We start from the raw sequence: 12,648 nt of genomic DNA, 5'->3' as shown, positions 1-12,648 counted from the left end.
AAACAACAACACTATTTAATTATATTTCCATTAGACTTAAAAACTCTAACTTTTTTCCCTTTCTCTATTTTAAACCCAACTTTATCTGCTTTTTTATCAACAGAATTAAATATTGCAACATTAGATAAATCAATGTATGCTTCTTTTTGAAGAATTCCTCCTGGTTGATTTTTGTCTGGAATTGGCTTTTGATGTTTTTTTATTAAATTTATTCCTGAAATAATAGCCCTGTTTTTAAAAGACGAAACAAATTTGACCTTACCAGTTTTTCCTTTATCTTTTCCACTCAATATAATCACTTCATCACCACACCTAATTTTTTTAGCTGCCATTAAAAAATTTTACCTCTCTATACATAAAAATAAATCCTACAACACTTCAGGGGCTAAAGAAATAATTCTCATAAAATTCATAGCACGCAATTCTCTAGTAACTGGACCAAAAATTCGAGTACCTATTGGTTGTAAATTAGAATCATTTAATAAAACACAAGCATTGCTATCAAATCTGATAACAGACCCATCTAATCTACGTACACCTTGCTTTGTACGCACTACTACAGCTTTTAAGACATCTCCTTTTTTAACTTTAGCTCTAGGAATAGCTTCTTTTACAGTAATCTTAATAATATCTCCTATTCTGGCGTAACGCCTTTTAGATCCTCCTAATACTTTAATACACATCGCAAAACGTGCCCCAGAATTATCAGCTACATTCAAAATAGTACGTTCCTGAATCACACAAATAATACCTCAAAATAAAATTTTTGTTCATTTATATATCATAATAACATTTTCACACTATAAATATATAAACAAATTGCAATAAATATTTTTATAATAGACTAGATTTCTTGAGAATGGTAGTCATCACCCAAAATTTTGTTTTAGAAATAGGACGACACTCTCTAATTTCTACTAAATCTCCTACTGAACCTTCATTATTAGAATCATGCACATGAAATCTAGTAGTACGTTTTACAAATTTTCTGTATATCGGATGCTTAACAAAACGATCCACAGCTACAACAACTGATTTTTGCATTTTATTACTAACTATAAATCCTCTTAATACACGTATTCTATTAATCATAAAGTATTTAAATTTCCTTAATTACTTACTTTAGCTCATTTTTAGATTCAAAAAATTTTAAACGAGCAATATTTTGGCGAGATTTCTTTAATAAATGTAATTGTTTTAATTGACCTAACTTTAATTGCATTCGTAAGTTAAAATATTCCTCCAAAACACGAATTAATTTCAACTTGGAAGATCGATTGTCTTTATTATTACGATTTAAAATTTTTAAAAATTTATTCACTATGCTGTAATCCTATAATAGTAGTTTTTATTGGTAATTTTGATGCCCCTAACCTAAACGCATAAACAGCTAAATCCTGAGAAACTCCACTTATTTCATACAATACTTTTCCAGGTTGCACTAAAGCAACCCAATATTCTACATTACCTTTACCTTTTCCCATACGAACCTCTAAGGGTTTCTCAGTAATAGGCTTATCAGGAAACACACGAATCCAAATTTTTCCCTGACGTTTTACAGCTCTAGTTATAGCTCGACGAGCTGATTCAATTTGACACGATTTTAATCTTCCTCTATCAATAGATTTTAAAGCAAACACTCCAAAATGAATCATATCATTTATTACTACACCTTTATTACGTCCCTTATGCATTTTTCGAAACTTCGTGCGTTTTGGATACAACAAAATTAAATCTCCCTTTTTTATTTTTATTCTTATAAACGAATCTTATGTTTATGCTTAGGAAAATCATTAATCAATTGATGTTGTGTTTTAGTTTCATCAAATAATATTTTATCTAAAATTTCTCCTTTAAATATCCAAACTTTAATTCCTAATACTCCATAAGTAGTATGAGCTTCTGATAAACTGTAATCAATATTAGCACGTAAAGTATGTAAAGGAACTCTCCCTTCTCTATGCCATTCAGTACGTGCAATTTCTGCTCCACTCAACCTTCCACTAATTTCTATTTTAACTCCTTCTGCTCCTAAACGAATTGCACTTTGTGCTGCTCTCTTTATTGCCCGTCTAAATATAACCCTACGTTCTAACTGAGAAGCTATATTATCTGCCAATAACTTAGCATCTAATTCCGGTTTTCTAATTTCAGAAATATTTAACTGAGTTGGAACACCAGAAATTTTTGCTACACTGTCACGTAATTTTTCAATATCTCCTCCCTTTTTTCCTATTACAATTCCTGGCCTAGCAGTACAAATAGTAACACGCATACTCTTAGCTGGTCTCTCGATAATTATACGAGATATTAAAGCCTTTGATAACTTTTTTGTTAAAAACTGACGGACTTTAAAATCATTATGTAAATTTTCAGAAAAATCTTTATTACCTGCATACCAAGTAGAATGCCATGATTTGATAATACCCAACCTCATCCCATTCGGATGTACCTTTTGACCCATTTCTTTAATAATACCTCCTGTCAATAATTGTTCATATATTTTTATTCGGATACCACTATTGTAAGATGACTAGTCCTTTTTAAAATCCGATCTGAACGACCTTTAGCTCTTGGCATAATCCTTTTAATGCTAGGTCCACTATCAACAAAAATTTTAATAACTTTTAAATTATCAATATTTAATGCATCATTGTGTTCTGCATTAGCCATAGCCGATTCTAAAGTTTTCTTTACTATATGAGCAGATTTCTTATTAGTATAATTCAAAATATCAAGTGCTTTTGATACATATTTACCTCTAATCATATTAGCAACTAAACGAACCTTTTGCGCAGAAGACCTAATATAACGATATTTTGCTATTGATTCCATAATTACACATCCATAATTAGCAAAGACACCCAAATAATCTATATTAAAGGTTAATTAATAATAATTAAATATTTAATAACGTTTTTTTATCTTTTTATCAACTGCATGATGACCTCTATATGTACGAGTTGGAGAAAATTCTCCAAGCTTATGCCCAACCATTTCATCTGAAATAAAAATAGGTATATGTTGTTTTCCATTATGAACCAATATAGTTAAACCGATCATTTTTGGAAAAATTGTCGATCTACGAGACCAGGTTTTAATAGGTTTTTTGTCTCCAGTTTTTATCACCTTTTCTACTTTTTTTAATAAATGCAAATCAATAAATGGACCTTTTTTAAGAGAACGAGACATAAACTACCTTTTTATTAAAATCATACAAAACACACATTATTTACTATGACGATAGTACAAAATTGACCTATCTGTACGTTTATTATAGCGAGTTCTTTTACCTTTTGTCTGTATACCCCATGGAGAAACTGGATGTTTCCCAAAATTTTTACCTTCTCCCCCTCCATGAGGATGATCAATTGGGTTCATAGCAGTACCTCGAACGGTAGGACGAACACCTCTCCATCTATTAGCCCCCGCTTTACCTAAAGCACGTAACATATGTTCAGCATTACCAACTTCACCTATTGTAGCCCTACATTCACAACGCACTTTACGTATTTCACCAGATCTTAAGCGTAAATTTATATACTCCTTATCTTTAGATACAATTTGTGCGCTCGATCCAGCAGAACGAGCTAATTGACCTCCTTTTCCTGATTTCATTTCTATATTATGAACAATAGACCCAACCGGAATATTAATCATAGGTAATGAATTTCCAGATTTTATCGGAACATCTATACCTCTACCAGATAAGACCACATCTCCTACACTAATACCTTTTGGAGATAAAATATAACGCCGCTCTCCATCTTTATATAGCAATAAAGCAATGTGTGCTGATCTATTTGGATCATATTCTATTCGCTCAACTATAGCATTAATATTATCTTTATTTCGTTTAAAATCTATTATTCTATAACGCCTTTTATGACCACCTCCGATATGCCTAGTAGTAATTCGACCATAATTATTTCTCCCTCCTGACTTACCCACTGCTATTCTAGATAATAGTAAAGAATAAGGTTTACCCTTATATAATTCAGAATTTACCAACTTAACCAAATGTCTTCTACCAGGAGAAGTAGGATTGCATTTAACAATAGCCATCATTTAAGTGCTCATACTTTTTTATATATACTACCTAATTTTATCGAATAAATCTATTTTATAACCATCCCTTAAAACTACATATGCCTTTTTCCAATTGCATCTACGTCCTATATTTCCTTTTGATCCCTTAGTTTTTCCACAAACCATCAAAATATTAATTTTTTTTATCTTAACAGAAAATAACATACACAAAGCATCTTTAATATCAATTTTAGTTGCATATTTTGATACTTTTAAAATAATAACATTATTTTTTTCCAACACAACAGACGATTTTTCAGAAACATGAGGAAAATTTATTATCTTTAACAAATGTTCTATATACATCATATTAACGAAATCTCAATTTTATTAAGAATATTTTTATTAAAAATAACTATATCAAAATTAATTAAACTCACCGGATCTATATGATACATATCACGGACTTCCACTGTTCGAAGATTTCTAGATGCTAATACAACATTTTTATCTATAAAATCAGTAATAATCAACACACTCTTTTTAAAATTTATTATATGACAAAATTTGTCTAAAAAAAATTTAGTTTTCGGTTTTTCTAAAAAAAAATTTTCCATTAAAAAAAATCTATTTTCAGCAACCAGTTTAGATAAAATGCTTTTTATTGCCCCTTTGTACATTTTTTTATTTATCTTCTGATTATATTTTCTTGGTTTAGCTGCAAAAGTCACTCCACCAGAACGCCAAATTGGACTTTTTAATGAACCAGATCGAGCTCGACCAGTACCTTTTTGTCGCCAAGGCTTTTTATTTGATCCTGCAACTTCAGAGCGAGATTTTTGAGACCTCGACCCTTGTCTTGAATTAATTAAATAACTTGAAACAACTTGATGTATTAATGATAAATTAAAAGGATACTTAAATATTTTTTCAGAAACAGACAACATCTCTACCTTACTGAGGTTATTCTCTTTTGAATTCATCAAGAAACATTTCAATTCTACTGTCATACTATACCTGGACTAATAGACTTTGTTTTAACAGATTTTTTAATTATGACATTCTCACCAATTATCCCAGGAATCGCTCCTTTAATTAATAATAAATTATCACTTATATTAACACTAATAACCTTTAAATTTTGAATGGTAACTTTCACATTGCCTAAATGACCCGACATTTTTTTTCCTTTAAACACTTTCCCTGGAGTCTGATTCTGACCAATAGATCCAGGAGCTCTATGAGACAAAGAATTGCCATGACTTGCATCCTGAGTATGAAAGTTCCAACGTTTTACTGTACCTGCAAAACCTTTTCCCTTCGAAACCCCAGTAACATCCACTTCTGTAATTCTATTAAAAATATCTATATTAATAACATCACCAACTGATATTTTAGGATCAGAAAACATTCTAAATTCCCATAACCCCTTTCCTGTTTTAATCCCTGACTTCTTTAAATGCCCTAACTTAGGTTTATTTAAATTATCTAATTCTAAATCTCCAGTAGTTACTTGTACAGCACAATAACCATCTTGTTTAAAATTTTTAACTTGAGTCACTAGATTCGGCAATACTTCAATGATAGTTATAGGTACCGAAATTCCATTTTTATCAAATAATCTAGTCATTCCTACTTTTCTACCAATCGCTCCATTTATCATCTAATTCATTTCTCTATAAAATAATAACATAAACTACAATATATTAAGTTTTAGTTGTTTAAATATTTCTATTCAACATCAGCCAAGACTAATTTGTACATCTACTCCCGCTGCTAAATCTAATTTCATTAAAGCATCTACAGTTTTATCAGTGGGATCAATTATATCTATTAACCGTTTGTGAGTGCGTATTTCATACTGGTCTCTAGCGTCTTTGTTAACGTGAGGAGAAACTAAAATAGTAAACCGTTCTTTTTTAGTTGGCAATGGAACAGGTCCATGAACTTGAGCCCCAGTCCTTTTAGCGGTTTCAACAATTTCTAAAGTTGATTTATCTATTAATCTGTGATCAAATGCTTTTAAACGAATTCTAATTCTTTGATTTTGCATTATAATAACTTATCCTCTATTACATAATAATAGAAATGTATACAATTTATAATAAAGAATTTTTTATAAATATTCTAAATTCAATCGTTAAAAAATATAACTAATGATTATATTTGATAATTTCAAAAACCCCACCATTCATAAGTCAATATACAACACATGACTTAAAATCTTTTACATTCATATCACACATAAACAAATCGATAATCCTTTATTTTTAATACTCAATAATTTTTAATGCTACTACTATCAATAATCTCTTATTTATATATCTGAGATTGCAGATAATTATTCACACCTATACTCTTAATAAGATTCAACTCTGTTTCTAAAAACTCAACATGTTTCTCTTCATCATAAAGAATCTTTACCATAATCTCTTTAGAAACATAATCTTGCACTAAATCAGCATTTTTAATACTTTCCTTCAAATCATTTATTCCATTATACTCTATTTTTAAATCCATATGCAAGATATCTTCAATATTTTTACAAACACTCAATTCATCAACACTTCTTATAATAGGAGAACCTTCTAAAAATAAAATACGCTCTATATACAAATCTGCGTGTTTTAATTCATCCATACACTCTTTATATTCTATATCAGTTAAACGTTTTAATCCCCAACTTTTAAAAAGTTTTGAATGTAAAAAATATTGATTCACAGCAATTAACTCATTACTTAATAAACGATTAAGATATAAAATAACATTTTTATCACCTTTCATTCTAATTTTCCCTTACCATATTGTAATACATAAATAATTTTCATATGTTGTACAAGATATTCATATTTAAACTTAAATATGCTGATAAGCAGGATCGAACTGCTGGCCTCACCCTTACCAAGGGAGTGCTCTGCCTCTGAGCTATATCAGCATCCTATATATAACACATATATAATATAAATGTAAAATATATTATCTTTAATACAAACAGCGGACAGTGGGAATCGAACCCACATCATCAACTTGGAAGGTTGAGGTAATGACCATTATACGATGCCCACTTGTTGTTATAAATAACTCTATATACTTTACAACATGTATTCTTTTATCTTTTATCTTTTAAAAACAATCAATATATATTCATAAAATAAATGATGGGGGAAGGATTTGAACCTTCGAAGTCTATGACGGCAGATTTACAGTCTGCTCCCTTTAGCCGCTCGGGAACCCCATCGTACTTTTATCGTAAAAAAATGCCGGCAAAAGGATTTGAACCTTCGACCTACTGATTACAAATCAGTTGCTCTTCCTTCTGAGCTACACCGGCATTAAACCATTTATTACCATACTCTAAAATTTCGACATTATTTCATTATTGGCTTATACATCGTAATAATTCTTCATGCTTCTCTTACTATATTACATGTACAACACGCAATATAATAATACCTAATCAAAAAAAAATCAACCCAAATCAAAAATCTATACTTTACTTCATATTTAATTTATTTATTAAATTAATATTTTAAACAAAAATTTTATATTTTTATAAAAACATCATACCAAAATAAATAATAGTATATTTCATAAATTGAATAATAATAATTTTTATAAAACGTATTATGAATACAAATAACATGCTTCAATAAACACATTGTTCATAAAATATTTTTACAAAACACATAGAAACTATAAAAAATTAATCAATATTTTACTACATCCTTATAATATAATTTAATTTCCATATTAATAATTCTATCAAACCTTAATCATAACCTAAATTTAGGTTAACAACACTACTAGAAAAATAATAACATCGTTTATATTTTTATATTTTTTATAATAAAATTTCTTTATATAAAATATTATTTTGCTACAATAACTTAATAGACATATTCTCTTTTAAATATGAGTTAATAATACCTAGTTTATCCATTATTAACAAAGATCCATTTCTATCTATTCCTAAAACAACACCACATTTTACTACATTATTTTCTATTAATAATGCTACCGGTCTATTATATAAATAATCTAAAATTTGAGAATAATAGTAGAATAATATATGATTTTTATGTTCAAAATATTTTAATGTTTTTCTTAACTCATTCACTAAATTAATTACTAAAATATTTCGATCCAAATAAATATTTATATCTTTTAAAGCAATCCAACTTTTACTAATTTCAATTTTTAATTTTGTACTTAAAGAAATAGATATATTAATTCCTATTCCTATTATTAAATGAGATATATTTTTACTTTTTGTTATAATTTCAATTAAAATACCAGCTAATTTCTTATTACTCACATATAAATCATTAGGCCATTTAATTTTTATTTGAGATATCCCCATTTTTTTTAATACCCTTGCTACAACAAAACTAACTATTAAACTTAATTCAATTGTAGTAAATAATTTTCGATATAATTTCCAATGAATAGATAAACACACACTCTGTCTATCTGGAGTAATCCATAAATTACCTCGTCTTCCTCGTCCTTTAGTCTGATGCTCTGTTACAAAAACATCCCCAGATTTCACATACTTTAAATTATCTATAATATATTGACTCGTAGAATGAATTACATCTAATACTACTACCCTTCCTTCTAACAATCGATCTAAAATTTGTTCTTCATCTAAACTCGATTCAAGTAAAGAAAAACAATAATCTTTATTACACTTAATATAATTACAATCCATATAATATTTTCACTCAAACAAAAATCGACATATTAAATTAAACAAATACTAGTATTAGTTATACACATATAACATTATTAATTAATATCACTTTTATATTAAAAATATAAGTATTTAATTTTCAAAGATTTTTTTCAAATCAATTTCTCCATGTTGTCCAATCAACCTCACTTCAGGTTGTAAAAAAATATTAAATTTCATTGCGACTTTTTTATATACATAATATGCTAATTTTGCTATTTCCATTCCAGTAGCTTTCTGTCTATTATTAATTAATACCACAGCATTTTTATAATAAACTGAAGCTTCTCCTAATACATAACCTTTTAGTTTACAATTTTCAATTAGCCATCCAGCTAATAATTTTAGTTTTCCATTTCGTTGTTGGTAATACGGAATATGTGGATATTTTTTAAATAAACTAAATGCTGCACGATCATCTATTATTGGATTTTTAAAAAAACTTCCAGCGTTACCACAAATTGTAGGATTAGGTAACTTTTTATTTCTTATTAAAATAATAGCACTTAAAATTTCCGATGGAGTAACCATGCTTATACCAAAATAATATAATCTAAGATAATACAAAACAGGTTTCCAGTGTTTATTTAACCTTAACCCCACAAATAATATTGCATATTTATATAAATTCACTTTAAAAATACTTTCTCTATATTTAAAACAACATTCATGACAACTAAAACGTTTTTTTTTGCCTTGCTCTAACTCTAACACATCTACATATTCACACACTTGAGAAAACTCAACTCCATACGCTCCAATATTGTGAATAGGAGCCGCTCCAACATATCCTGGAATACACACCAAATTTTCCAAGCCAGGTATATTATTGCTAACAGTATACATTACTAATTCATTCCATTTTTCTCCAGCTCCAACATGTAACTTCCATTCTATTTTATTTTCAGAAATTACAATACCTTTTATTCTATTCAATAATATAGTACCTTTATAATCTTCTACAAATAAAACATTACTTCCTCCTCCCAAAATAAGAATATATTCTCCAATATTCCGACTTTTTCTCCAATAATTTAATAACGAATGCTCACTCTTTACACTAACCACTCTATTAGCATATGCATTAACTGAAAAAGTATTTAATAACTTTAATTGTACACAATTTTTCATGTTATTTTAAAAGATACAAAATTATTCAAAATACTACCAATACGATCATACGTCTGAATTTTATTGTATAAATGAACCATTTTTATATAAAATATTATAATTATATAATTTAAAAATAAACAAAAAACATTATCCTATCATTTTTAAACCTTATCTTGAAAAAATACTATCTCATTATGTTTAACATCTAAAATAATTTTTTTACCTGGTGATAAATCTTCAGCTAATATTTTTTGAGATAAAGGATTTTCAACATATTGCTGTATAATCCGTTTTAATGGACGTGCTCCATGTACCGAATTAAAACCAATCTTAGATAAAAAAAATAGAGCTTTTTCAGTAATACAAGTACTAGGATATCCTTTTTCTTCTAATCTACGATATAACCTTTTTAATTGAATATTTGCAATGTCAATAATATGCTCAATATTAAGTGGATGAAAAACCACAATTTCATCAATTCTATTAACAAATTCAGGTCTAAAATATTGATTTACTACATCTATCACCATTTTTTTCATTGAACTATAATCTAATGATTTAAATTTCTTCTGAATTAAATCTGATCCTAAATTAGAAGTCATAATTACAACAGTATTACTAAAATTAATAGTTCTACCCTGATTGTCAGTTAATCTCCCATCATCCAAAACTTGTAATAAAATATTAAAAATATCTGAATGTGCTTTTTCAATTTCATCCAATAAAATTATAGAATAAGGTCGACGACGCACTGATTCAGTTAAATAACCTCCAGTTTCATATCCAATATAACCAGGAGGAGCTCCTAATAATTTTGATACAGAATGTTTTTCCATGAATTCAGACATATCTACTCGTATCATAGATGTATCAGTATCAAAAAGAAAATGAGATAATGCTTTACATAATTCAGTTTTTCCAACACCTGTTGGCCCTAAAAACATGAAAGAACCTATAGGTCGTTTAGGATCAGACAAACCAGAACGATTTCGTCGTATTGCATTAGAAATTGCTTGAACTGCATCATCTTGCCCTATAACTAAATTATGTAAAATTTTTTCCATATTTAATAACTTATATTTTTCATTAGTTAATATTCGAGATACAGGAATTCCAGTCCATCTAGACAAAACTTCAGCAATTTCTGTTTCAGAAACATAATTACGTAGAAGACTTATTTTTTCATTGTTCGATTGCACTATACTTGATAATTTTTTTTCTAATTCTGGTATTCTGCCATATTGTAATTCAGACATTTTATCTAAATCTCCAACACGCCGAGCTTTTTCTAATAAAGTTTTAGTTTTTTCTAAATCAGATTTTATATTTTGAACATCAAATAAAGATTTTTTTTCACGTTTCCATTCTGATTCAAAACGAGCATATTCATCCTCTTTCTGAAGCAACTCTTTTTTTAATATTGTCAAACGTTTTTTACTCAATTCATCCGATTCTTTTTGTAATGCTTGATTTTCTAATTTTAACTGTATAATACGACGACCTAATCTATCTAAATTTTCTGGTTTAGAATCAATTTGTATACGAATGCTAGAAGCTGCCTCATCAATTAAATCAATAGCTTTATCTGGTAATTGACGATCAGAAATATATCTTTTAGACAAAGTTGCTGCAGCTATTATTGCAAGATCAGTAATATGAACATTATGATGTAATTCATAACGTTCTTTCAATCCACGAAGAATAGCTATTGTATCTTTAATATTAGGCTCATCAATAAATATCTTTTGAAATCTTCTTTCTAAAGCAGCATCTTTTTCAATATATCTACTATACTCATCCAATGTTGTTGCTCCAACACAATGTAATTCTCCTCTTGCCAATTTTGGTTTAATCATATTACTTGCATCCATTGCTCCATCAGTTTTACCTGCTCCTACCATTACATGCAATTCATCAATGAACAAAATAATATTACTACTCTCGTCAGATAAAGCATGCAATACTTTTTTAAAACGATCTTCAAACTCTCCTCGATATTTCGTTCCAGCCAATAATGCAGCAATATCTAATGATAATATTCTACTATTCTTTAACCCATCTGGAACTTCTCCATTAACAATACGTTGAGCTAATCCTTCTACGATAGCTGTTTTTCCTACTCCTGGATTTCCTATAAGAACAGGGTTGTTTTTTGTTCTTCTTTGAAGAACTTGAATCGTACGTCTAATCTCCTCGTCTCTACCAATAACTGGATCTAATTTACCTTGTTCAGCAAACTGTGTTACATCTACAGTAAATTTTTTTAATACCTGTTTTAATTGTTGTTTTATATTATCATCACTATACATAAAGTGACTTTCTCGAATTAATTTAATTGATTTCTTTAAATTTTCCTCAGTAATTCCAGACTTTTTTAATATATTACTTAAAATATCCATGGAACTTATAGAAGCTAATACAAAAATAACTGAAGAAATAATGGTATCATTATATTTTTGAGCCAATTTATCACATAAATTTAATACTTTTATTAAACTATTAGAACACTGCACATCTCCACCAATACCTTCTACTTTAGGTAAAGCATCACATGCTTGTACTACTAATCTAGTTAATATATCTATATCAGCTTTTGAGTATTGTAATAATTTACATATTGATTCATTTTTTTCTTTTAAAAAAGCATGCATTACATGCACAGGCTCTATAAACTGATTATCTTGACTCAATGCAATCGATTGTGCATCAGACAATGCCAATTGAAAATTATGAGTAAAACGATCTAATCTCATAGACTATAATTTCCTGCAATA

The 12,648-nt window shown here is 28.3% G+C and carries 17 protein-coding genes and 4 tRNA genes; all 21 read right to left on the bottom strand.

Annotated features, from left to right (window positions below):
- Positions 1 to 11: 11 nt before the first annotated feature.
- Positions 12 to 332 carry a 50S ribosomal protein L24 gene (rplX, locus tag Bfest607_RS01030; RefSeq protein WP_500838458.1) on the bottom strand — a complete coding sequence of 107 codons (321 nt, stop codon included), beginning with the start codon at positions 330 to 332 and terminating at the stop codon, positions 12 to 14.
- A gap of 36 nt (positions 333 to 368) precedes the next feature.
- Positions 369 to 740, bottom strand: coding sequence for a 50S ribosomal protein L14 (rplN, locus tag Bfest607_RS01025; RefSeq protein WP_500838457.1), 372 nt, complete (start codon positions 738 to 740; stop codon positions 369 to 371).
- A 94-nt stretch (positions 741 to 834) separates the two neighbouring features.
- Positions 835 to 1,092, bottom strand: a complete 258-nt coding sequence (gene rpsQ, locus Bfest607_RS01020; RefSeq protein ID WP_500838456.1) for a 30S ribosomal protein S17 — start codon at positions 1,090 to 1,092, stop codon at positions 835 to 837.
- Between the two features lie 25 nt (positions 1,093 to 1,117).
- Complete coding sequence (gene rpmC, locus Bfest607_RS01015; RefSeq protein WP_500838455.1) at positions 1,118 to 1,321, bottom strand: 50S ribosomal protein L29; 204 nt, start codon at positions 1,319 to 1,321, stop codon at positions 1,118 to 1,120.
- Positions 1,314 to 1,727, bottom strand: a complete 414-nt coding sequence (gene rplP / locus Bfest607_RS01010) for a 50S ribosomal protein L16 (RefSeq protein WP_500838454.1) — start codon at positions 1,725 to 1,727, stop codon at positions 1,314 to 1,316. The genes rpmC and rplP overlap by 8 nt, the downstream gene beginning before the upstream one ends.
- Before the next feature lie 29 nt (positions 1,728 to 1,756).
- Entirely contained in the window at positions 1,757 to 2,464 is a 708-nt protein-coding gene (gene rpsC, locus Bfest607_RS01005; RefSeq protein ID WP_500838577.1) for a 30S ribosomal protein S3, read from the bottom strand.
- A 41-nt stretch (positions 2,465 to 2,505) separates the two neighbouring features.
- The gene (gene rplV / locus Bfest607_RS01000) at positions 2,506 to 2,835 is read right to left on the bottom strand and encodes a 50S ribosomal protein L22 (protein WP_500838453.1); all 330 of its coding nucleotides are present in this window, start codon (positions 2,833 to 2,835) and stop codon (positions 2,506 to 2,508) included.
- 72 nt (positions 2,836 to 2,907) lie between these two features.
- Positions 2,908 to 3,192 carry a 30S ribosomal protein S19 gene (rpsS, locus tag Bfest607_RS00995; RefSeq protein WP_500825490.1) on the bottom strand — a complete coding sequence of 95 codons (285 nt, stop codon included), beginning with the start codon at positions 3,190 to 3,192 and terminating at the stop codon, positions 2,908 to 2,910.
- 36 nt (positions 3,193 to 3,228) lie between these two features.
- Positions 3,229 to 4,065 carry a 50S ribosomal protein L2 gene (gene rplB, locus Bfest607_RS00990; protein WP_500838576.1) on the bottom strand — a complete coding sequence of 279 codons (837 nt, stop codon included), beginning with the start codon at positions 4,063 to 4,065 and terminating at the stop codon, positions 3,229 to 3,231.
- 30 nt (positions 4,066 to 4,095) lie between these two features.
- Positions 4,096 to 4,398 (bottom strand): 50S ribosomal protein L23, encoded by a 303-nt coding sequence (rplW, locus tag Bfest607_RS00985; RefSeq protein WP_500838452.1) that lies wholly within the window; start codon positions 4,396 to 4,398, stop codon positions 4,096 to 4,098.
- Positions 4,395 to 4,976 carry a 50S ribosomal protein L4 gene (gene rplD / locus Bfest607_RS00980; RefSeq protein ID WP_500838575.1) on the bottom strand — a complete coding sequence of 194 codons (582 nt, stop codon included), beginning with the start codon at positions 4,974 to 4,976 and terminating at the stop codon, positions 4,395 to 4,397. The genes rplW and rplD overlap by 4 nt, the downstream gene beginning before the upstream one ends.
- A gap of 59 nt (positions 4,977 to 5,035) precedes the next feature.
- Positions 5,036 to 5,689, bottom strand: coding sequence for a 50S ribosomal protein L3 (gene rplC, locus Bfest607_RS00975; protein WP_500838574.1), 654 nt, complete (start codon positions 5,687 to 5,689; stop codon positions 5,036 to 5,038).
- Positions 5,690 to 5,770: 81 nt separating this feature from the next.
- A complete protein-coding gene (gene rpsJ, locus Bfest607_RS00970; RefSeq protein WP_500838451.1) occupies positions 5,771 to 6,082 on the bottom strand; it encodes a 30S ribosomal protein S10 in 312 nt (103 codons plus the stop codon).
- Between the two features lie 260 nt (positions 6,083 to 6,342).
- A complete protein-coding gene (bfr, locus tag Bfest607_RS00965; RefSeq protein ID WP_500838450.1) occupies positions 6,343 to 6,813 on the bottom strand; it encodes a bacterioferritin in 471 nt (156 codons plus the stop codon).
- A gap of 79 nt (positions 6,814 to 6,892) precedes the next feature.
- Positions 6,893 to 6,964, bottom strand: a tRNA-Thr gene (locus tag Bfest607_RS00960).
- Between the two features lie 58 nt (positions 6,965 to 7,022).
- A tRNA-Gly gene (locus Bfest607_RS00955) sits at positions 7,023 to 7,094 on the bottom strand.
- Positions 7,095 to 7,185: 91 nt separating this feature from the next.
- Positions 7,186 to 7,267 (bottom strand) — tRNA-Tyr (locus tag Bfest607_RS00950).
- A gap of 20 nt (positions 7,268 to 7,287) precedes the next feature.
- Positions 7,288 to 7,360: transfer RNA gene (locus Bfest607_RS00945), tRNA-Thr, on the bottom strand.
- A gap of 546 nt (positions 7,361 to 7,906) precedes the next feature.
- The gene (locus Bfest607_RS00940; RefSeq protein WP_500838449.1) at positions 7,907 to 8,740 is read right to left on the bottom strand and encodes a biotin--[acetyl-CoA-carboxylase] ligase; all 834 of its coding nucleotides are present in this window, start codon (positions 8,738 to 8,740) and stop codon (positions 7,907 to 7,909) included.
- 114 nt (positions 8,741 to 8,854) lie between these two features.
- Positions 8,855 to 9,892 carry a UDP-N-acetylmuramate dehydrogenase gene (gene murB, locus Bfest607_RS00935; RefSeq protein WP_500838448.1) on the bottom strand — a complete coding sequence of 346 codons (1,038 nt, stop codon included), beginning with the start codon at positions 9,890 to 9,892 and terminating at the stop codon, positions 8,855 to 8,857.
- Positions 9,893 to 10,035: 143 nt separating this feature from the next.
- Positions 10,036 to 12,627: an ATP-dependent chaperone ClpB gene (clpB, locus tag Bfest607_RS00930; protein WP_500838447.1), complete on the bottom strand. Its 2,592-nt coding sequence runs from the start codon at positions 12,625 to 12,627 to the stop codon at positions 10,036 to 10,038.
- Positions 12,628 to 12,648: the final 21 nt, after the last annotated feature.

The organism is Candidatus Blochmannia festinatus (nom. nud.) (genome assembly GCF_059936355.1).
This window is presented reverse-complemented; position numbering and strand designations above follow the sequence as displayed.

Coding starts and splice junctions, on each gene's coding strand:
- rplX (WP_500838458.1), bottom strand. CDS start 332: ATGGCAGCTAAAAAAATTAGGTGTGGTGATGAAGTGATTATATTGAGT.
- rpsQ (WP_500838456.1), bottom strand. CDS start 1,092: ATGATTAATAGAATACGTGTATTAAGAGGATTTATAGTTAGTAATAAA.
- rpsC (WP_500838577.1), bottom strand. CDS start 2,464: ATGGGTCAAAAGGTACATCCGAATGGGATGAGGTTGGGTATTATCAAA.
- rplV (WP_500838453.1), bottom strand. CDS start 2,835: ATGGAATCAATAGCAAAATATCGTTATATTAGGTCTTCTGCGCAAAAG.
- rpsS (WP_500825490.1), bottom strand. CDS start 3,192: ATGTCTCGTTCTCTTAAAAAAGGTCCATTTATTGATTTGCATTTATTA.
- rplB (WP_500838576.1), bottom strand. CDS start 4,065: ATGGCTATTGTTAAATGCAATCCTACTTCTCCTGGTAGAAGACATTTG.
- rplW (WP_500838452.1), bottom strand. CDS start 4,398: ATGATGTATATAGAACATTTGTTAAAGATAATAAATTTTCCTCATGTT.
- rplD (WP_500838575.1), bottom strand. CDS start 4,976: ATGTTGTCTGTTTCTGAAAAAATATTTAAGTATCCTTTTAATTTATCA.
- rpsJ (WP_500838451.1), bottom strand. CDS start 6,082: ATGCAAAATCAAAGAATTAGAATTCGTTTAAAAGCATTTGATCACAGA.
- bfr (WP_500838450.1), bottom strand. CDS start 6,813: ATGAAAGGTGATAAAAATGTTATTTTATATCTTAATCGTTTATTAAGT.
- Bfest607_RS00940 (WP_500838449.1), bottom strand. CDS start 8,740: ATGGATTGTAATTATATTAAGTGTAATAAAGATTATTGTTTTTCTTTA.
- murB (WP_500838448.1), bottom strand. CDS start 9,892: ATGAAAAATTGTGTACAATTAAAGTTATTAAATACTTTTTCAGTTAAT.
- clpB (WP_500838447.1), bottom strand. CDS start 12,627: ATGAGATTAGATCGTTTTACTCATAATTTTCAATTGGCATTGTCTGAT.